Annotated in this window: 18 protein-coding genes; 12 read left to right on the top strand and 6 right to left on the bottom strand. The window is 70.3% G+C overall.

Annotated elements, in window-relative coordinates:
- The first annotated feature begins 23 nt into the window (after positions 1-23).
- On the top strand, positions 24-800 hold the full coding sequence (locus tag G3I71_RS40510; RefSeq protein WP_203732635.1) for a DUF3050 domain-containing protein: 777 nt from the start codon (positions 24-26) through the stop codon (positions 798-800).
- A gap of 108 nt (positions 801-908) precedes the next feature.
- On the opposite strand, the gene G3I71_RS40505 is transcribed toward G3I71_RS40510, so the two are convergent.
- The gene (locus tag G3I71_RS40505; protein ID WP_164323127.1) at positions 909-1,742 is read right to left on the bottom strand and encodes a hypothetical protein; all 834 of its coding nucleotides are present in this window, start codon (positions 1,740-1,742) and stop codon (positions 909-911) included.
- Positions 1,743-1,875: 133 nt separating this feature from the next.
- Here G3I71_RS40505 and G3I71_RS40500 point away from each other — a divergent pair, with 133 nt between their 5' ends.
- The 3 genes from G3I71_RS40500 to G3I71_RS40490 all read left to right on the top strand — a co-directional run bounded on the left by G3I71_RS40500 (position 1,876) and on the right by G3I71_RS40490 (position 5,195).
- On the top strand, positions 1,876-2,259 hold the full coding sequence (locus G3I71_RS40500; RefSeq protein WP_164323104.1) for a hypothetical protein: 384 nt from the start codon (positions 1,876-1,878) through the stop codon (positions 2,257-2,259).
- Between the two features lie 7 nt (positions 2,260-2,266).
- Positions 2,267-3,487, top strand: coding sequence for a glutathionylspermidine synthase family protein (locus tag G3I71_RS40495; protein WP_164323102.1), 1,221 nt, complete (start codon positions 2,267-2,269; stop codon positions 3,485-3,487).
- A 229-nt stretch (positions 3,488-3,716) separates the two neighbouring features.
- Positions 3,717-5,195, top strand: a complete 1,479-nt coding sequence (locus G3I71_RS40490; protein ID WP_164323100.1) for a glycine hydroxymethyltransferase — start codon at positions 3,717-3,719, stop codon at positions 5,193-5,195.
- A 77-nt stretch (positions 5,196-5,272) separates the two neighbouring features.
- On the opposite strand, the gene G3I71_RS40485 is transcribed toward G3I71_RS40490, so the two are convergent.
- The 3 genes from G3I71_RS40485 to G3I71_RS40475 form a co-directional block, all read right to left on the bottom strand.
- Entirely contained in the window at positions 5,273-5,974 is a 702-nt protein-coding gene (locus G3I71_RS40485; RefSeq protein WP_239149646.1) for a hypothetical protein, read from the bottom strand.
- 124 nt (positions 5,975-6,098) lie between these two features.
- Positions 6,099-7,034 carry a hypothetical protein gene (locus G3I71_RS40480; protein WP_164323123.1) on the bottom strand — a complete coding sequence of 312 codons (936 nt, stop codon included), beginning with the start codon at positions 7,032-7,034 and terminating at the stop codon, positions 6,099-6,101.
- A gap of 397 nt (positions 7,035-7,431) precedes the next feature.
- The gene (locus tag G3I71_RS40475) at positions 7,432-8,010 is read right to left on the bottom strand and encodes a sigma-70 family RNA polymerase sigma factor (protein ID WP_164323098.1); all 579 of its coding nucleotides are present in this window, start codon (positions 8,008-8,010) and stop codon (positions 7,432-7,434) included.
- A gap of 165 nt (positions 8,011-8,175) precedes the next feature.
- Between G3I71_RS40475 and trpS the strand changes: the two genes are divergently transcribed.
- The 3 genes from trpS to G3I71_RS40460 all read left to right on the top strand — a co-directional run bounded on the left by trpS (position 8,176) and on the right by G3I71_RS40460 (position 10,944).
- Positions 8,176-9,189 carry a tryptophan--tRNA ligase gene (trpS, locus tag G3I71_RS40470; protein ID WP_164323096.1) on the top strand — a complete coding sequence of 338 codons (1,014 nt, stop codon included), beginning with the start codon at positions 8,176-8,178 and terminating at the stop codon, positions 9,187-9,189.
- 247 nt (positions 9,190-9,436) lie between these two features.
- Complete coding sequence (locus tag G3I71_RS40465) at positions 9,437-10,015, top strand: 2'-5' RNA ligase family protein (protein ID WP_164323094.1); 579 nt, start codon at positions 9,437-9,439, stop codon at positions 10,013-10,015.
- Between the two features lie 56 nt (positions 10,016-10,071).
- Positions 10,072-10,944 carry a YihY/virulence factor BrkB family protein gene (locus tag G3I71_RS40460; protein ID WP_164323092.1) on the top strand — a complete coding sequence of 291 codons (873 nt, stop codon included), beginning with the start codon at positions 10,072-10,074 and terminating at the stop codon, positions 10,942-10,944.
- Positions 10,945-11,059: 115 nt separating this feature from the next.
- Here G3I71_RS40460 and G3I71_RS40455 read toward each other — a convergent pair whose 3' ends face one another.
- The gene (locus G3I71_RS40455; protein ID WP_343243224.1) at positions 11,060-12,370 is read right to left on the bottom strand and encodes a D-alanyl-D-alanine carboxypeptidase; all 1,311 of its coding nucleotides are present in this window, start codon (positions 12,368-12,370) and stop codon (positions 11,060-11,062) included.
- Between the two features lie 115 nt (positions 12,371-12,485).
- On the opposite strand from G3I71_RS40455, the gene G3I71_RS51785 reads away from it, so the two are divergent.
- The 5 genes from G3I71_RS51785 (at position 12,486) to G3I71_RS40435 (ending at position 16,883) form a co-directional block, all read left to right on the top strand.
- A complete protein-coding gene (locus G3I71_RS51785; protein WP_239149644.1) occupies positions 12,486-12,728 on the top strand; it encodes an SCO4848 family membrane protein in 243 nt (80 codons plus the stop codon).
- Between the two features lie 16 nt (positions 12,729-12,744).
- A complete protein-coding gene (locus tag G3I71_RS40450; protein ID WP_164323088.1) occupies positions 12,745-14,007 on the top strand; it encodes a metallophosphoesterase in 1,263 nt (420 codons plus the stop codon).
- A gap of 41 nt (positions 14,008-14,048) precedes the next feature.
- Positions 14,049-14,651, top strand: coding sequence for a hypothetical protein (locus tag G3I71_RS40445; protein ID WP_164323086.1), 603 nt, complete (start codon positions 14,049-14,051; stop codon positions 14,649-14,651).
- A gap of 181 nt (positions 14,652-14,832) precedes the next feature.
- On the top strand, positions 14,833-16,389 hold the full coding sequence (locus G3I71_RS40440; protein ID WP_164323084.1) for an ABC transporter substrate-binding protein: 1,557 nt from the start codon (positions 14,833-14,835) through the stop codon (positions 16,387-16,389).
- Between the two features lie 92 nt (positions 16,390-16,481).
- Positions 16,482-16,883 carry an ATP-binding protein gene (locus tag G3I71_RS40435; protein WP_164323082.1) on the top strand — a complete coding sequence of 134 codons (402 nt, stop codon included), beginning with the start codon at positions 16,482-16,484 and terminating at the stop codon, positions 16,881-16,883.
- A 108-nt stretch (positions 16,884-16,991) separates the two neighbouring features.
- Here G3I71_RS40435 and G3I71_RS40430 read toward each other — a convergent pair whose 3' ends face one another.
- Positions 16,992-18,596 carry a HAMP domain-containing sensor histidine kinase gene (locus G3I71_RS40430; protein ID WP_239149647.1) on the bottom strand — a complete coding sequence of 535 codons (1,605 nt, stop codon included), beginning with the start codon at positions 18,594-18,596 and terminating at the stop codon, positions 16,992-16,994.
- Positions 18,597-18,611 lie beyond the last annotated feature (15 nt).

Here is an 18,611-nt window from a genome sequence, read left to right as displayed (position 1 = left end):
TCGACTGATGTGAGGGAGATTTCATGTCCAGGTACGACTGGGATATGACCCACGAAGGGATCGAGCGGGCCCGGTCCGTGATCGAACCCGTACGAAAAGAGGTGACCGCCCACCCGATTTACCAGCGGATAAACACCAGGGAACGCATGGCGACGTTCATGGAACACCATGTGTTCGCGGTGTGGGATTTCATGTCCCTGCTCAAGTCGCTGCAACGGGAGCTCACCTGTGTCGACGTCCCCTGGATGCCGCGCGGGTCGGAGGTGAGCCGGCGCCTCATCAACGACATCGTGCTCGTGGAGGAGAGCGACGAGCTGAACGGCGGCTTCACCAGCCACTTCGAGCTGTACCGGGCCGGCATGAGCGAGGCGGCGGCGGACCCGTCCCGTATCGACACGTTCGTCGCCCTGGTGGGAGAGGGGCACGACGTGAGCTCGGCGCTGCGGGTCGCCCAAGTCCCCGGTCCGGCGGCCGAGTTCGTCCGCACCACGTTCGAGATCATCAACGACAGGCCACTGCACTGCCGGGCCGCGGCCTTCGCCTTCTCCCGCGAGGATCTCATCCCGGACATGTTCGACCAGGTCATCAAGGAGGAGGGCATGGACCGGTTCCCCTTGTTCCGCGACTACCTGTCCCGCCACATCGAGGTCGACGGCGAGGAGCACACGCCCATGGCGATGCAGATGGTCGCCGACCTGTGCGGTACGAGTGACGCGCACTGGGCGGAGGCGGCGGAGACGGCGACGGACGCGCTGGAGGCGAGGGTGCGGTTGTGGGACGGGGTGTTGGAGGGGCTGTAGTGACCGTTTCCCAGCTCCCGTTTCCCGGCTATCGGCTCCCAGCTCCCGGTTCTCAGTCCCCAGTCCCCAGGAACGGGATCAGGCGGGTAGGAGCGGCGAGAGCGAGACCTATTCCGGTGCCTCGCCGAACCGGGCCAACGCCAGCGCTCCCACCACGGCAACCCCGAACCCCGCGACCGCCAGCCACCCCAACCCCTCCCGAGTGCGGTCCCCCAGCCACACCACCCCGATCAACGCCGGCCCGATCGTCTCCCCGATCACCATCCCCGCCGTCGGCACGGTCACAGCACCCCGCTGCAACGCCGACGTCAACGCGAGAAACGCCGCCCCACCCCCCACCACCAGGGCGTACACCGCCGCGTTCGCCACCAGCGCCCCCACCGACACGTCGTCGATGAGCCGCACCGACACCTCGACCACCCCGAACCCGAACCCGGCCGCCAACCCGAGCACCAGCCCCCGTCCCCGTTCCGGCAACCGCCCGCCCAGGAACCCCAGCGCCAGCACGCCCACGGCGGTCGCGAGCATCGCGTACCTCAGCGCGTCCGACCCCGCCCGCTCGCCCTCCGTCCCCGACGCCAGCCCCAGCATCCCCAGCCCGGCGCAGACCACCCCCACCGCGGCCCACTCCAGCCCGCTCAGACGCACCCGCAGCAGCCGGGCGGCGACCACCGCGGTGACGGCGAGACTCGCGGCCAACGCCGCGCCGACGGCGTAGATCGGAAGGGACCGCAGCGCGGCGATCTGGAAGACGAAGCCGAGCCCGTCCAGGGCCAGTCCGGCGATGTACCGCCACTGCCGCAACGCCCGCAGCAGCAATGCCGCGTCGCCACCCGGACCGCCGCCCCCGGAGGGGTCGGTACCGACCGCCGCCCGCGCGGCCACCGCCTGCAACACCGTCGCCGTACCGAAGCAGACCGCCGCGCTGAGCGCGCACACCATTCCAAAGAGCACAAAGCGACTCTAGGTGGACGGGGAGCGGGCGGGGGCAGGGGGTCACCTGAGCACCGGCCGCAGGCGATCTTTAAGCTGGGCCGACTCAAACCGAGCCGAACGCCAACGGGGAGACACGGACATGGCTGACGCACGCAGACAACCGGGCAGGAAGTTCCGCTCGGGCACCGTCGTACTCGGCGGCATGGGCCTGCTCGCCGCCGCCCTCACCGCCTGCTCCTCCGACGAGCCAGACAAGCGCTGCGTCGACCGCGACAGCTACAACGCGGCCAAGGGCTACAAGGTCGTCGCCGAGAAGAACTGCAAGACCACCACGACCGTCAACGGCGCCCACTACTACGGCGGTAAGAAGAAGTCCGGCTGGGTGAAGGGCGGTTCCTTCACCAAGTCCAGCAAGGGCAGCGGCAGTTCGAGCAGCAGCGGTGGCAGCGGCGACGACGACAGCAGCAAAACCGGCGTCTCCCGAGGCGGCCTCGGCGGCGGCGACGGCAGCTCGGGCAGCTGAGCCCGCCATGAAGCGTCGCACGATCGAACCCCGTCCCGACTGGCAGCGGACCGTCGAGGCGCAGGGGCTCATCTACCCGCTCACCCGCCACCCCGACGACTCCCTGCGCCCCTACTGGGACGAGAGCGCGTACTACGTCTTCTCGCTCCCGGAGGTGGAGGCGCTGGAGGAGACCGTCGAGGAACTCCACCGCATGTGTCTCGCGGCGGCCGACCACATCGTCACCGCGAACCGTTTCGCCGACCTCGGCATCACCGACCCGCGCATCGCGGCAGCGGTCGCCGAGGCCTGGCACCGCCGCGCCGAACTCCCGTCCGTCTACGGCCGGTTCGACCTCCGCTACGACGGCACGGGCCCCGCGAAGCTCATCGAGTACAACGCCGACACCCCCACCTCCCTCGTGGAGGCGGCCTCGCCCCAGTGGTTCTGGATGGAGGACCGCTTCCCGGGCGCCGACCAGTGGAACTCGCTCCACGAACGTCTGATCGCCGCCTGGCAGAAGCAGGCCGCCCTCCTCCCGCCCGGCAGCCCCCTCCACTTCGCGCACTCCGCCGCCGACGAGCTCGGCGAGGACCTGATGACCGTCGCCTATCTGAAGGAGACCGCGGAGCAGGCGGGCCTCGACACCGACTGGATCTCCGTGGAGGAGATCGGCTGGGACCCGCTCTCCGGCCGCTTCGTCGACAACCAACTCCGTTTCATCCGCAGCTGCTTCAAGCTCTACCCGTGGGAGTGGCTCACCACCGACGAGTTCGCGGACCACGTCCTCGACACCCTGGACAACGGCGGCGGCACGGGCAGCACCCTGTGGATCGAACCGGCCTGGAAGATGCTCCTCAGCAACAAGGCCCTCCTCGCCGTCCTCTGGGAGCTCTACCCGGACCACCCCAACCTCCTCCCCGCCTACCTGGACGGGCCACGGGAACTGGCGCACACGACCGGTTACGTCGCCAAGCCGCTCCTCGGCCGGGAGGGCGCCGGCGTGACGATCCACGAGCCGGACACCGCCCCCGCCCCCAGCGCCGCATCCGCCGCCACATCCGTCCTCGCAAGCGCCGAAGAGCCCTGCTGCTACCAGGAGTTGGCGCCCCTTCCCACCTTCGACGGCAACCACGTGGTCCTCGGCGCCTGGGTCGTCGAGAACGAGTCGGCGGGGCTCGGCATCCGCGAGTCGGCCGGCCCGATCACGGACGAGTACGCCCGCTTCCTGCCCCACGTGATCCTCTGACGCCCGCCGCACCTGTGCGGGCGGGCGTCGCTCGTATGGTGGACAGGGCGGCTCGGCCCTCCGGCCTGCCCGGTAGGCTGACCGGCGGGCCGTGACTGGCGCGCTGGGATGGGACCGACCATCGGGAAGCGGCCCCAGGACCCGTCGCAACCCGTTGCCGGGGTCCGTGAGTGAGTGCCGTGCGCCTGGGCCGAGCCGTGAACGCCGAACGCCACGTCCGGAGGTCCCCATGTCAGCCGAGCCCCTCTCCACCGAGCCCCTCTCCACCGAGCCTCTCTCCATCGAATCCACCGCCTTCCGCAGCGCCCTCGACGTGATCCGCGCCGTCGAGCCGCGCGTCGCCGACGCCATCGGCCAGGAGGTCGCCGACCAGCGCGAGATGCTCAAGCTGATCGCCTCCGAGAACTACGCCTCCCCGGCCACCCTGCTGGCCATGGGCAACTGGTTCAGCGACAAGTACGCCGAGGGCACGATCGGCCGCCGCTTCTACGCCGGCTGTCGCAACGTCGACACCGTCGAGTCCCTCGCCGCCGAGCACGCCCGCGAACTCTTCGGCGCCCGGCACGCCTACGTCCAGCCGCACTCCGGCATCGACGCCAACCTCGTCGCCTTCTGGTCCGTCCTCGCCGACCGCGTCGAGGTCCCGTTCCTGGAGAAGACCGGCGCCCGCCAGGTCAACGACCTCTCCGACGCCGACTGGGCCGAGCTGCGCCAGGCCTTCGGCAACCAGCGCATGCTCGGCATGTCCCTGGACGCCGGCGGCCACCTCACCCACGGCTTCCGCCCGAACATCTCCGGCAAGATGTTCGACCAGCGCTCCTACGGCACCGACCCGGCGACCGGCCTCATCGACTACGAGGCGCTGCGCACGTCGGCCCGCGACTTCAAGCCGCTGATCATCGTCGCGGGCTACTCCGCGTACCCCCGGCTGGTGAACTTCCGGATCATGCGCGAGATCGCCGACGAGGTCGGCGCGACCCTCATGGTCGACATGGCGCACTTCGCGGGCCTGGTCGCGGGCAAGGTCCTCACCGGTGACTTCGACCCGGTCCCACACGCCCAGATCGTGACGACCACCACCCACAAGTCGCTGCGCGGTCCGCGCGGCGGCATGGTCCTGTGCGACGACTCGCTCAAGGACCAGGTCGACCGCGGCTGCCCGATGGTCCTCGGCGGCCCCCTCCCGCACGTCATGGCCGCCAAGGCCGTCGCCCTCGCCGAGGCCAGGCGGCCCGCCTTCCAGGACTACGCCCAGCGCATCGTCGACAACGCCCGCGCGCTCGCCGAGGGCCTGATGAGCCGGGGCGCCACCCTCGTCACCGGCGGCACCGACAACCACCTCAACCTGATCGACGTCGGCTCCTCCTACGGCCTCACCGGCCGCCAGGCCGAGACCGCGCTCCTCGACTCGGGCATCGTCACCAACCGCAACGCCATCCCGGCCGACCCGAACGGCGCCTGGTACACGTCGGGCATCCGCATCGGCACACCCGCCCTCACCACACGGGGCCTCGGAACTGCGGAGATGGACGAGGTGGCCGGCCTGATCGACCGCGTCCTCACCGCCACGGAGCCCGGCACGACCAAGTCGGGCATCCCCTCCAAGGCCCAGCACATCCTCGACCCGAAGGTCTCGGACGAGATCTCCCGCCGCGCGACCGACCTGGTGGCCGGCTTCCCGCTGTACCCGGAGATCGACCTCGGCTGAGGCGGACGCGTCCCAGGAGGCGTAGCGGTCCTGGAGTCCCGCCGGGGTGCCCTTTCGAGGGCACCCCTCGGGCAGCGCTACAAGTCGATCAACTCCTGACGAGGCCCCGGTCGGCGTCCCTTGCCCCACCCGGTCGGCTGGATCCGCGAGGCGAACGGTCGAAGCACCAGCGCCAGAACCGCGCCGGCCGCCGCGCCCGGTATCGCCCACCACCACTCCGTGGCGTGGGCCGCGCGGGTCGGGGTGGCCGGTGCCGCGGTCGGTGCGGTGGCGTCCTCGGCCGCCGGCTCCTGCGGTGCCGGGGGAACTACTGCTGACCCTTCGGGGGACGCTTTGCCCAGCACTCCGAGCTGCCTGAACAGCGCGCGCAGCTCGGCCGGTCGGTCGGCCTTGTGCCAGTAGCCGGTCAAGGACTCCATGTCGTCCGTCGTGTGGATCCAGACGTCCTTGTTGTTGCCCGGCAGCTTCGGATAGACACGGTCGTAGCGCCACGGCGTTATGTCGTGGGCCATCCATGTGACGTTGATCTGCTGCCCGGCCTCCTCTTCCAACTCCTTGGGCTTTTCGAGGACGTCGGCGGTCGAGGCGCCCAGCAGGCGGACCAACTCGCCGTACTCCTCGTGCGAGTAGTACAGTGCCGCGCTCTCCGCGCTCTGCGGTGAGACCACCAGGACGCTGGTCGGCCCGCCCGCCACCGCGGACGGTGCCGCCAGCAGAACCCCGGCCAGAGCCAGAGCCAACGCCCCTGTCGCCGCAGCCAGTTCACGAATCCCGCGCATCCCAACCCCCTACCAACCAGCAGTCGAGCCGCGTACGAACCGCCCGCACGCCGCCTGTCACTTCTGGTACACCGCTCAACCCGCCGAGGTTCCCACTCCGCACCCACCGATCGACCTCATCGGCCTAATCGGCGGACTTCGCGATTTCCAGCGCCCGGGCCTGCGAAGCCACGCCCTCCAGTCGGAGCGTCACCGTCACATCCCTGGAGTCTCCCGGGCCCCCGGCGTCCCCGGTGTCGCCCGCCGCCCCCGCGTGGGTCCACAGCAGCGTCGGCCCCGCCGTCCGCCGCGAGCGGGTGAAGTGTTCGCCCGTCTCGTCCACCAGCCAGAGGCTCAGCAGGTGCGGGCGGGGGAACCACAGGGCAAGGTCCCGCGGGTTGCCGTCGGACGACGCGTCGCCGCTCAGCGACAGCCACGCCGGTTGCTCCTGCACCGTCTTCGTGAACCCGATGTCCAGCCGCGCCGGATACTCGTCGAGCCGGATCGTGCGTCCGTTCTCGTGCCAGCACAGGCTCATCAGGAACCGCCCTTCGGGCTCGCGGGTGACCTCCACGGTGTCCGGAGCACCGAGAGCGTCCGGCACGAGCGGGGCGAATCCGGCGCGCTCCTCGGCCTGAGCGAGCGACACCGACCGTCCGCATCCGGGCGCCTCGGCTCCCGGCGAGGGCGCCGCCGACGGGTCGTACCGCACCTCGACACCGCCGAAGCCGAACCAGTCGAAGACGGCGGCCCGGACCGGGGGCGTCAGCACGAGCACCGTCAGCAGACCGCACAGGGCGGCTACCAGCGTTCGCCTGCGCACCCGCGCCCAGCGCCGGACCGTCCGCCAGCGCTCGCCGATCCCGGACGCGCCGATCCCGGACAGGTCCGCCCCCGATGCTCCGGTCCTCGGCGGCTCGGCCACCGGCATGGGCAGGTGCTCGGCCAGTATCTGTCCGAGCACCCGCTCGACCATGGTCTCGGAACCGGCCTCGCCCGGCGCGTCCAACGACCGCCCGAGCGCCCGTAGTTCCTCGGGCAGCCGGGACACCTCGCCGCGCGCCTCCCCAGCCCCGCGCAGCCCCGTCCCACCGCCGGTCCCTCGGGAGCAGGCCCTCCACCACCCACCACGAGAGCTGCCCCGTACACCGGCACCGCCCGACGTCTTCGGTACGCCCGTACCGAAAGCCGCGCCCGAACGAGACGTGTCTTTGTCGCCCGCCCCCTGGCCGACGCCGCCCGGCAGTTCCCTCGCGCCGGCGCTGCGAGCGCCCCCGGAACCGGCCTCCTCCAGGCCGTCCGCCCCGTCCGCCGTGCCGCCCGACTGCCCGGCTACGCCGATACCGCGAGCCCCACTCGAACCGGAACCGGCCCCGGTACCCCCTGGGCTGTCCGCCCCCGGCCCCGGGCCCCCCGCCTCTCCGGACAGCCCGCCCTCGCCGCCGTGCACCTCGCGCCCCTCGTGCCCCATGCTCTTGTCACCCACGCTCACTACCTCCCTCCCCAGCCCCGTCCCGATCCCGAGGCCGGAAATCCGGCAGCAGTCGGCTCAGCTTCCGCAGGGCCCGGTTGAGGCGGGACTTCACCGTGCCGCGGGGCCAGCCCAGGGCCTGAGCCGTTTCGGGTTCGTCCATTTCCAGCAGGTAGCGGTAGATGACGACCAGGCGGTGTTCCTCGCTCAGCCGTTCCAGGGCGGACTGGAGGGCCGCGCGGCGCTCCGATTCCAGTGTCGCCAGCGCCGGGTCCGCCGATTCCGGTATCAGCGGCTCTGCGCCCACCAGGCATGCCTCCCGCCCGGCGAGCGTGCGCTGGCGCGCCGCCGTCCGGACTGTGTTCCTCGTCTCATTGGCGACGATCGACAGGAGCCACGGCTTGAACGCCGCGCCGTCTCTGAATCGCCCCAGCGCGCAGTACGCCTTGACGAAGGCCTGCTGCACCACGTCCTCCGCGTCCGCACCGGCGCCCAGAGCCGTGGCCGCCCTGAGTGCGAGAGCCGTATGAGCGCGGACCAGCTCCGCGTACGCCTCCGGCTCTCCGGCGCGTACGCGTGCGATCACCGCAGCCTCATCGACGATGCGGCCCCCCTCCCGCGTCCTCACATCTTTGGTACACCGCTCGACCCGGATCGGTTCCCACCCGCGTCCAAGCAGTTTCCGATCAGTGGTCGACCCGTGTCCGTACCCGTACCGGAGCGGGCCCCGATACCTGAGAGAATGGGGAGCATGGCTTCAGACCGTCCCCGCGTGCTCTCCGGAATCCAGCCCACCGCAGGCTCGTTCCACCTCGGCAACTACCTCGGCGCCGTGCGCCAGTGGGTGGCCCTGCAGGAGTCCCACGACGCCTTCTACATGGTCGTCGACCTGCACGCGATCACGGTTCCGCAGGACCCGAAGGAACTCACGGCCAACACCCGGCTGGCCGCCGCCCAGCTCCTCGCGGCCGGGCTCGACCCCGACCGCTGCACGCTGTTCGTCCAGAGCCATGTCCCCGAGCACGCCCAGCTCGCCTGGATCATGAACTGCCTCACCGGCTTCGGCGAGGCTTCCCGGATGACCCAGTTCAAGGACAAGTCCGCCAAGCAGGGTGCCGACCGGGCGAGCGTCGGGCTGTTCACGTACCCGATCCTCCAGGTCGCCGACATCCTGCTCTACCAGGCGCACGAGGTGCCGGTGGGCGAGGACCAGCGCCAGCACATCGAGCTGACCCGTGACCTCGCCGAGCGCTTCAACGGCCGCTTCGGCGAGACCTTCACGATCCCCAAGCCGTACATCCTGAAGGAAACGGCGAAGATCTACGACCTTCAGGACCCGTCGATCAAGATGAGCAAGTCGGCGTCCACGCCCAAGGGCCTCATCAACCTCCTCGACGAGCCGAAGACCACCGCCAAGAAGATCAGGAGTGCGGTCACGGACACGGACACCGTGATCCGCTTCGACCCGAAGGAGAAGCCCGGCATCAGCAACCTGCTCGGCATCTACTCCACCCTCACCGGCACGGATATCGCCGAACTTGAGCGGACATACGACGGCAAGGGCTACGGTGCGCTCAAGGTGGACCTCGCCGACGTCGTGGTCGACTTCGTGACGCCGTTCCGGGAGCGGACCCAGCAGTATCTGGACGACCCGGAGACGCTCGACTCGATCCTGGCCAAGGGCGCGGAGAAGGCACGGGCCGTCGCCGCGGAGACGCTCGCCCAGACGTACGGGCGAGTCGGCTTCCTCCCCGCGAAGCACTGAGAAGCGCCGACGAACACGAAGAAGCACTGAACCGTCGCCGCACGGGTACCTGTACCACCGCACGGCGCACGACGCGGCACCAGAGCGCTGCACATCACTACGGTTGCGCCTGCCCGCAGACCCGCCGTGGCCGTACAGTCGATAGCCGACCGGTACGAGCAACAGCCCATATGAGCAATACGGGCACCAGCAACACCGCACACGCGACACCGCACGAGCAACACCGGGACGACGAACAGGAGACGACGTGGGGACCGTAACGATCGGTGTGTCGATCTCGGTCCCGGAGCCACACGGCAGCCTGCTCCAGCAGCGGCGTGCGGGCTTCGGCGACGCCGCCGCACACGGTATCCCCACTCATGTGACCCTGTTGCCGCCCACCGAAGTCGACTCCGAGACGCTGCCCGCCATCGAGGCATATCTCGTAGAGGTGGCCGCCACGGGCCGGCCCTTCCCGATGCGGCTTTCCGGGACGGGCACCTTCCGGCCGGTGTCGCCCGTCGTGTTCGTCAAGATCGCCGAGGGCGCGGAGGCCTGCACCTGGCTGCAGAAGCAGGTCCGTGACGCCTCCGGGCCGGTGGCGCGCGAACTGCAGTTCCCGTACCACCCGCATGTGACGGTCGCGCACAGCATCGCCGAGGAGGCGATGGACCGCGCCTTCGCGGAACTCGCCGACTACGAGGCCGACTGGCCCTGCACCGGCTTCGCGCTCTACGAGCGGGGGCCCGACGAGGTGTGGCGCAAGCTGCGCGAGTACACCTTCGGCGCGGCCGTCGTCCCGCCTCAGGCGGCCCATGTGGACCGCGACACGCTTCCGACCAGGTAGAACCGGAACCACCAAGAACGATCACGGTCAGGCGCTTCCGGGGTACAACAATCACCATGGACTGGCTGAAGAAGCTCCCCGGCGTCGGACCGATCGTCGTCCGTCTGACGGTCACGCACGTGTGGCGGTCGTACGAGCGTCTCGACCGCGTGAAGTGGTCGCGACTGGCCGCGGCGATGACCTTCATCAGCTTCGTGGCACTGTTCCCGCTCCTGACCGTGGCCGCCGCGATCGCCGCCGCCACGCTCAGCACCGGGCGGCAGAACGAGCTCCAGGAGAAGATCGCCGAGCAGGTGCCCGGCATCTCCGAGCAGCTGGACATCAACGGTCTGGTCCAGAACGCGGGCACGATCGGGGTGATCGCCGGCGCCGTGCTGCTGTTCACCGGCATCGGGTGGGTCGGCTCGATGCGGGAGTGTCTGCGGGCGGTGTGGGAGCTGCCCGAGGACGAGGGGAACCCCGTCCTGCGCAAGGTCAAGGACACCGGTGTGCTGGTCGGGCTCGGCGGCGCCGTCCTCGTCACCATCGCCGCGTCCGCCGTCGCCTCGGCGGCGATCGGCTGGACGGCACGGGGACTCGGCATCGACGAGGCGGGCTGGGGCGCGGTCCTCCTCCGCCTCGCGGCGTTCACAGTCGCCGTACTCGCCGACTTCCTGTTGCTCCTGTACGTCCTCACCCTGCTGCCCGGTGTGGAACCCACCCGGCGTCGGCTGTTCGTCGCCGCGCTGATCGGCGCGGCCGGGTTCGAACTGCTGAAGCTGCTGCTCAGCAGCTATATGCAGGGGGTGGCGGCGAAGAGCATGTACGGCGCGTTCGGCGTCCCCGTGGCCCTGTTGCTGTGGATCAACTTCACGTCGAAGCTCATCCTGTTCTGCGCGTCCTGGACGGCGGAGGACTCGGCCGGAGCTTCCAGCCCGTCCGGCGATTGAGGACGAGGCCCCTTCAGGGCCGACAGCGGGGGTCCGGGGGCGCGGCCCCCCAGGAACAGGATGGGACGGGTAGGGGCGGCGGGGGCGCGATCCGCCGTCACCGCCGTCACCGCCGTCACCGCCGGCGCAGCGGCCACCGCCGGTTGATCAGAAACGCGCCCCCCGCCAGCAGCACCACCACACCACCGGTGATCCCGAGCGCGACGCCCATCCCGCCCCGGTCCGTCCCGGACTCGGCGGACGCCTTCGTGACCGGGGACGCGGAGGAATCACCCTTGCCGGACCCGTCGCCCGACCCGCCCCCCGCCTCTCCGGAGTCGGAACCGGAGTCCGGGCCGTCGGTCGAGCCGGGCTGGGCACTGGCCCCCTCCGCCCCCTTGGGCGCGACCAGTTCACCCACCGGCTGCACCTTCCCGGCTGCCTTGAAGCCCCAGTCGAGGAGCCGTGCGGTCTCCTTGTAGACCTCGTTGTGCTCGCTCTTCTCCGGGTTCATGACCGTGACCAGCAGCACCTTGCCACCCCGCTCGGCCACCCCCGTGAAGGTCGCGCCCGCGTTGGTGGTGTTGCCGTTCTTCACGCCCGCGATGCCCTGGTACACAGGGACGTCCGAGGCACCGGCGAGCAGCCGGTTGGTGTTCTGGATCTCGAAGGACCCGCGGACCAGCTTGCCCTTCTTGTTCTTCTTCGTCTCGCCGGGGAACTTGGCCGAAACAGTCGAGCAGTACTCGCGGAAGTCCTTCTTCTGCAGCCCGGAGCGGGCGAACAGCGTCAGGTCGTACGCCGACGACACCTGCCCCGGCTCGTCGTAGCCGTCGGGGCTCACCACGTTCGTGTCGAGGGCCTGGAGCTCCTCCGCGTGCTCGTTCATCTCCTTGACCGTGGCGGCGACGCCACCGTTCATGTGGGAGAGCACGTGCACCGCGTCGTTGCCGGAGCGCAGGAAGACGCCGAGCCACAGGTCGTGGACCGTGTACGTCTCCTTCTCCTTGACGCCGACCATGCTGGAGCCGGCGCCGACGTCCGCCAGGTCGGCGTACGTGACCTTGTGCTTCAGCGTCCTGGGGAACTTGGGCAGCACGGTGTCGGCGAACAGCATCTTCAGGGTGCTCGCCGGGGGCAGCCGCCAGTGCGCGTTGTGGGCGGCGAGCACATCGCCGGACTCGGCGTCCGAGACGATCCACGAGCGGGCGCTGATGTCCTTGGGGATCACCGGCACCCCGTCGGAGAGGTTCACCTGCGTCCCGGCCTGCCCGAGCCGCTCCCCGCCCACGGCCGACATCTTCGCCGGGGGAGTCACCGACGGTGAGGCGCTCGGCGTCGGCTTGGGGGCCGCGAACGCCGGGACGGGCGCGGTCAGCGCGGCGGACAACAGGGTGGCGGAGGTGACCAGCAAGGCTCGCTTGGCGGTCTTTTTCGAGGCGGACACGTCGGAGAACGTACATGTACCGGCCCGTGAAGTCGTACCGCCCCCGGGACGAACCCGCGAACCGCCCTCCCCACCCCGGCCGCGGGCCCCGGTACCGGGCGGCGATACTGAACCCATGAAGCTCAGCCGCCCCGTCTCCTGGTTCCTGCTCGCCTTCGGGGTGTGGAGCTGGGTCATCTGGGTCACTTTCATCAAGAATCTGGTCAAGGACGGCAGCGGGCTCGCGTTCGATGACGCGGGCACTCCGACGGCGTACTTCTGGGTGCATCTGGTGCTGGCCGTCGTCTCGTTCGTATTGGGGACGATCGTCGGGGGCATCGGGTTGCGCGGACTGCGCGCTTTGCGCCAGACCTCATAACGGGGGACACACCCGCATGGTCATCGTTTTCCTGCTCGTCGCCGTCGCCGCTCTGGTGGGGCTGCACCGGTACGTCTGGCGACGCCTGGTGCGCGACACGACCCCCGGCCCCGGCCTCGCCCGCCGCGTCGGCACGGTGGTGTTCGTCGCCCTGCCCGTCATGATGGTCGCGGCCCTGGCCGCCGAGCGTGGCGGCGCGCCCTTCTGGCTCCAGCGCACGCTGGCCTGGCCGGGTTTCCTGTGGCTGGCCCTGTTCGTGTACCTGGGGCTGGCCCTGATCGCGGGCGAGCTCGTACGGCCATTGCTGCGACGGTTCCTGGAGCGGCGCCGGCCGGCCGCGGCACCCGTATCGCCGCCCGTACCGCTCCGGAAGGCGGAGACCGTCCCGGCGGGAGCGTCCGAGACCCCGGAAGCCGCCCCCGAGACCCCGGATTCCCCCCGTCTTCTCGCCGCCCCCTCCCGGCGTCTCTTCGTCTCGCGTGTCGTGGCCGGTGCCGCAGCCGCTACCGCCGCCGGGACCGTCGGATACGGCACGTACGGCGTCGTACGCGGCCCTCGCGTGAAGCGCGTCACCGTGCCGCTGGCCAAACTCCCGCGCGGCGCCCACGGGTTCAGGATCGCCGTCGTCAGCGACATCCACCTCGGGCCCGTCCTCGGCCGGGGTTTCGCGCAGAAGGTCGTCGACACGATCAACTCCACCCAGCCCGATCTGATCGCTGTCGTCGGCGACCTGGTCGACGGCAGCGTCGAGGACCTCGGTCCGGCAGCCGCACCTCTCGCCCAACTCCGGGCGCGGCACGGGGCGTTCTTCGTGACGGGCAACCACGAGTACTTCTCCGGCGCCGAGCAGTGGGTCGAGGAGGTACGGCGGCTCGGTCTGCGCCCGCTGGAGAACGCGCGCGTCGAACTGCCCGCCTTCGACCTCGCCGGTGTCAACGACATCGCCGGTGAGAGCGAGGGCCAGGGCCCCGACTTCACCAAGGCGCTCGGTGACCGGGACACCTCACGGGCGAGCGTGCTGCTGGCCCACCAGCCGGTGCAGATCCACGACGCCGTCGACTTCGGCGTCGACCTCCAGCTCTCCGGCCACACCCACGGCGGTCAGCTGTGGCCCGGCAACTTCGTCGCCGACCTCGCCAACCCCACCCTCGCGGGCCTGGAACGGTACGGGGACACGCAGTTGTACGTCTCCCGGGGCGCCGGCGCGTGGGGCCCGCCGACGCGGGTGGGAGCGCCTTCGGACATCACCGTGGTGGAGCTGGCGTCCCGGCAGGCCTGATCACAGTCAGCGATGATCACGCCGGGCAGGGAGGTACGAAAATGCGGTCGACGGTCGCGTACTGGTCGGCGGTGGTCCGCCGTGTCGCGCCCGTCGCCGGGCTGGTCGCCTTTGTGGTCGGCGGCGCCATGCTCGCGGCGTCGCTCGTGGGCGACGGGGCGCCCGTCGCCTCCGCGCTCGGACAGAGCGCGCTCGCCGGGCTGATCTGCGGTGTCGCCTTCCTGCTGGTCGTACCCGTGCCGGACACGGTCGCCGCCGCCCGCACGGCCTCCCACTACGGGCTGTCGCTGGAACCGGCGGCGGCGCGTCTGCCCGCCGTCCGCCGCGTCACGGCCGACACACCGGGCGTCACGGCGTTCCAGCTGGCCGACAGTGTCCTGCACACCATCAAGAAGGCACAGACCCCGGTGATCGCCGAGGTCCTGGAGCTGGGGCACGGGAAGGTTTCCCTGATCTGCGGGACGCCGTACGGCCCTCGGGTCCAGGTGTCCATCGACATCGACATCGCCGTCACCGGGGGCAGTGCCGTCGCGGTCATCACCTGCCGGCCCACGACCAGTTGGAAACGCCTTGACAGCGGGGCGAGTTGGGTGATTGCGGGCACCCTGGAACGCCATGTGCGGGCGGCTCTGACCGAGCACTGACCGATCACTGACCAAGTGCTCACCGAGCGCTGACCGAGCACGGAAACCCGCCGGTAACAGGTCGTCGGTAACGTCTTTCCCATCTCGCAAGAAGCCCCTTCCCCGACGTCAAACACCTGTGATTAGGTGATCGACGCCACAGGGGAGTCGCCTGTGCAGGGGGTCTGGGGAGGGCACACCGATGCGCTCGGTACGCATGCGGATTCTCGCGGCGCTGCTCATTGTGTCGGCCGCGGGGGCGGTCGGCTGGCAGCTGAGGCCGACGGGGGCCGACCACGGCAGGACGATCACCGTCGGCACCACCGACGCCGTGACCGCCATCGACCCGGCCGGCGCCTACGACGCCGGCTCCTGGGCCCTGTTCAGCAACGTCTTCCAGTCACTGCTGACCTACCGGCCGAACGGCGCGGCCCCTGTCCCGGACGCGGCGAAGAGCTGTGGCTTCAAGGGTTCCGGCCTGCGCACCTACGTCTGCGTCCTGCGCGACGACCTCGACTTTCCGAGCGGCCGGAAGATGACCGCCGAGGACGTGAAGTTCTCGTTCGAGCGCGTCAAGCGCATCAACTCCGACGTCGGCCCCGCGTCCCTGCTCGGCACCCTCGCCTCGGTCGACGCCAAGGACCTGACGGTCACCTTCCACCTCAACTCGCCCGACGCCACCTTCCCGTTCAAGGTGGCCACCGGAGCCGGTGCGATCGTCGACCGTGAGCGCTATCCGAAGGACGGCCTGCGCACCGACACCGGCGCCGACGGCACCGGACCGTACGTCCTGAAGACGTATACGAAGGAGAAGCAGGCGCTCCTCGAACCCAACGAGCACTACAAGGGCGCCGTGAAGAGCACCGGCCGCCCCATCCGCCTGCGCTACTACGCCGATCCGCCGGCCCTCGACAAGGCCTGGAAGGCGAAGCAGATCGACGTCGCCACCCGCCAGCTGCCGCCCAAGGTCCTCGCGGGCCTCTCGCCCAGCGACCCCGGCCAGCAGGTCATCGAGGCCGACAGCGCCGAGACCCGCAACCTGGTCCTCAACGTCCGCGCGAGCTCCCCCCTCCACGACCCGCTCGTCCGCCGCGCCCTGGCCTGGCTGGTCGACCGGGAGGAACTCGTCGGCACGGTGTACCAGGGGACGGCCGAGCCCCTCTACTCGCTGATCCCGGCAGGCCTCACCGGCCACACCACCTCGTTCTTCGACGACTACCCCAAGTCCAGCGTCACACAGGCCCGCGCCCTGCTCACCGAGGCCGGCGTGGAACTCCCCGTCCGCTTCACCTACGGCTACGCCAAGGGGCGCGGCGTCGCCGCCGAGGAGGCCGCCCTGCTCAAGCGGCAGCTGGAGAAGGGCGGCCTGTTCAAGGTCACCGTCAAGGGCTACGAGTGGACCGACTACCAGAAGCGGTACGCGGCAGGGAAGCTGGACGCCTACGCCGTGGGCTGGGTCGCCGACTTCCCCGACCCCGACACGTTCACCGGTCCGATCGTCGGCACGGGGAACAGCATGAAGAACGAGTACAGCAGCAAGAAGGTGGACCGGCTGATCCTGGACAGCCGCCAGTACGCCGACCGCGCCCGCGCCGCCCAGGACTTCCGCGCACTCCAGCAACTGATCGCCCGTGACGTGCCCGTCATCCCGCTGTGGCAGCGCAAGGAGTACGTCGTCAGCAGTGTGGACGTCGGCGGCAGCCAGTATCTCTCGGACGGCACCGGGGTCTTCCGGCTCTGGAACCTCGACTGGATCTGACCCCGAACGGCTGACGCGGACTAGGTGACGCTGGGAGGGTACCCAACGCAGCATCAGATGTGCTGATGGTGTGGACCGGGTGAGGAGCAGACGTGTTGAGGCGCAACTCCTTCCGGCTGCCCCGGCACCCGGCGTCCGTCGAGCTCGCCCGGCGCCGGGTGCACGACCATCTGGCCGACTGGGGACACCGCACCGACGGCCCGGCGCTCGCCGACGCGGTCCTGCTCGTCTCCGAGCTGGCGACCAACGTCGTACGCCACGGCCCCCTCCTGGAGCCGGAGTTCGAGGTCGCCGTGACCGCACTCTCCGACGGCTCCTGCCTCATAGAGGTCTCCGACGAGGGCACGACAGAACCCCGCCTCCGCCAGGTGACGGACTGGGAGGAACACGGCCGCGGCCTCCACCTGGTCGAGGACATCGCGGAGGCATGGGGAGTATGGAGCAGAGGACGACACGGCAAGACGGTATGGGCGCTGGTCACAGCGCCCCTTTAGGGGCGCCCCCGAAGGGGCGCGGGGCTGTGTCATTCTGCGGCTCCGCCGCGTGGGCGCGACCAGCCACGACGGACCGGCAGCCGACAAACCGGCCAACTCGCCCCCCACTCACGGACAAACAACCCGCTCAGGCAAAGTAACCGTCACAGCCAGCCCCTCGCCCCGCGAGGTCCGCACACTCACCTCCCCGCCGTGCGCCAGCACAACCCCCTGCACGATCGCCAGCCCCAGCCCACTCCCCGCGCCACCCCCCGCCCGGAAGAACCGGTCGAACATCCGCGCCGCATCCTCCCGCGCCAGCCCGGGCCCCCGGTCCGCGACACACAGCCGTACGACACCGTCCACCCGCTCCACACCGAGCCGCACCGGCACATCGGCGGACGTATGCGTACGGACGTTGCCCACCAGGTTGCCCAGGACCTGCCTGAGCCCCGACTCGTCGGCCCGCACCAGGATCGCCCCGTCGGCGGCCACACTGATCGGCCGGTCCGGTTCCTGGACCCGCAGATCCTCCGCCGCGTCCCGCACCAGGCGGCTCAAGTCGACGTTTCTCAGCCGAAGTTCGGGCTGCTGGTCGAGACGGGCCAGTGTCAGCAGCTCGTCCACCAGACGGCCCATGCGGTCCGCCTCGCCGTTCATCCGGTCCCAGGCACGCCGGCGTTCCTGCGGGTCGGTCAGCATACCCTTGTCGTACAGCTGGAGGTAGCCGCGGATCGCGGACAGCGGGGTGCGCAGTTCGTGCGAGGCGTCGGCGACGAAGAGGCGGAGCTGGGCCGCGCTGCGCTCGCGGGTGCGGTACGCCGACTCGACCTGGTGGAGCATGGTGTTGAGGGCGACCCGCAGCTGTTCGACCTCGAGGGTGGCGTCACGGCTGGAGGGGACACGGCGGGTGAGATCGCCCTCGGCGATGGCCGTCGACGTCTCGACCATGTCCTCCAGGGGCGCCATACGACGGCTCACGCTGAACATCGTGAGCACGGCGAGCAGCGCCAACAGCAGTGTCCCGACGGCGAGATCGAGCTTCAGGGCCTTGCCGAGGACGTCGTGCAGGGCGTCCGTCGAGGTGGCCAGGAGCACGGTCTTGCCGTCGGCGAGGTGGGCGGCGGTGACGCGGTAGGGGGCGTCCCGTACCCGGATGTCGTGGGGTTCGTCGTCGCGGGCGAGGGCGGCCGGGTCGGAGACGGCGGCGGCGAGGGCGCGCTGGGCGGCGGTGGCCTCGAACCTGGCGACGGGCATGGCCTGCCCTTTCTCGCCGACGACGACGAATATGCCGTCGGACACGAGGGAGTCGGCGTTCGAGAGGCCGGTGGTCCTGGAACCGGTGGCCGTGGAGCCGCCGTTCGTGGAGCCGGACTCCCCTGAACTGCCACTGCCACTGCCACTGCCACTGCCATTGCCACTGCCACCGCCGTCACCGTCACCGGAGGCGTGCCGATACCTGTCGGTGAGGGCGGCGAACGCGGTCAGCGAGTCGATCTGCTCCAGCGTGACCCGGGAACTGCCGATCGAGTCCCGGGAGCCCATCAGCTGGGTGTCGACGCTGTCCAGCAGATACAGCCGCATGCCCATCACGCTCACGGAGGTCGCCACGACGATGCCGAGGGCGAGCAGCACCACGTTGGCCAGCGTCAGCTTGATGCGCAGGGAGTGGATACCACGCTTGCAGTGGAAGGTGCGACCCCATCCCGCCCCGAAGGCGCGCCCCCATCCCATTCCGATCGCGAGGAG

The sequence above is a fragment of the Streptomyces sp. SID12501 genome, assembly GCF_010550245.1.
GTDB lineage: Bacteria > Actinomycetota > Actinomycetes > Streptomycetales > Streptomycetaceae > Streptomyces.
Note: the sequence above shows the minus strand (reverse complement) of the source record. Positions and strands in the feature narration are given on the sequence as shown.

Excerpts from the sequence above, each read along its gene's own strand:
- G3I71_RS40510 (WP_203732635.1), top strand. The coding sequence starts at position 24 with ATGTCCAGGTACGACTGGGATATGACCCACGAAGGGATCGAGCGGGCC.
- G3I71_RS40505 (WP_164323127.1), bottom strand. The coding sequence starts at position 1,742 with ATGGTGTGCGCGCTCAGCGCGGCGGTCTGCTTCGGTACGGCGACGGTG.
- G3I71_RS40500 (WP_164323104.1), top strand. The coding sequence starts at position 1,876 with ATGGCTGACGCACGCAGACAACCGGGCAGGAAGTTCCGCTCGGGCACC.
- G3I71_RS40495 (WP_164323102.1), top strand. The coding sequence starts at position 2,267 with ATGAAGCGTCGCACGATCGAACCCCGTCCCGACTGGCAGCGGACCGTC.
- G3I71_RS40490 (WP_164323100.1), top strand. The coding sequence starts at position 3,717 with ATGTCAGCCGAGCCCCTCTCCACCGAGCCCCTCTCCACCGAGCCTCTC.
- G3I71_RS40485 (WP_239149646.1), bottom strand. The coding sequence starts at position 5,974 with ATGCGCGGGATTCGTGAACTGGCTGCGGCGACAGGGGCGTTGGCTCTG.
- trpS (WP_164323096.1), top strand. The coding sequence starts at position 8,176 with ATGGCTTCAGACCGTCCCCGCGTGCTCTCCGGAATCCAGCCCACCGCA.
- G3I71_RS40460 (WP_164323092.1), top strand. The coding sequence starts at position 10,072 with ATGGACTGGCTGAAGAAGCTCCCCGGCGTCGGACCGATCGTCGTCCGT.
- G3I71_RS51785 (WP_239149644.1), top strand. The coding sequence starts at position 12,486 with ATGAAGCTCAGCCGCCCCGTCTCCTGGTTCCTGCTCGCCTTCGGGGTG.
- G3I71_RS40450 (WP_164323088.1), top strand. The coding sequence starts at position 12,745 with ATGGTCATCGTTTTCCTGCTCGTCGCCGTCGCCGCTCTGGTGGGGCTG.
- G3I71_RS40445 (WP_164323086.1), top strand. The coding sequence starts at position 14,049 with ATGCGGTCGACGGTCGCGTACTGGTCGGCGGTGGTCCGCCGTGTCGCG.
- G3I71_RS40440 (WP_164323084.1), top strand. The coding sequence starts at position 14,833 with ATGCGCTCGGTACGCATGCGGATTCTCGCGGCGCTGCTCATTGTGTCG.
- G3I71_RS40430 (WP_239149647.1), bottom strand. The coding sequence starts at position 18,596 with ATGGGATGGGGGCGCGCCTTCGGGGCGGGATGGGGTCGCACCTTCCAC.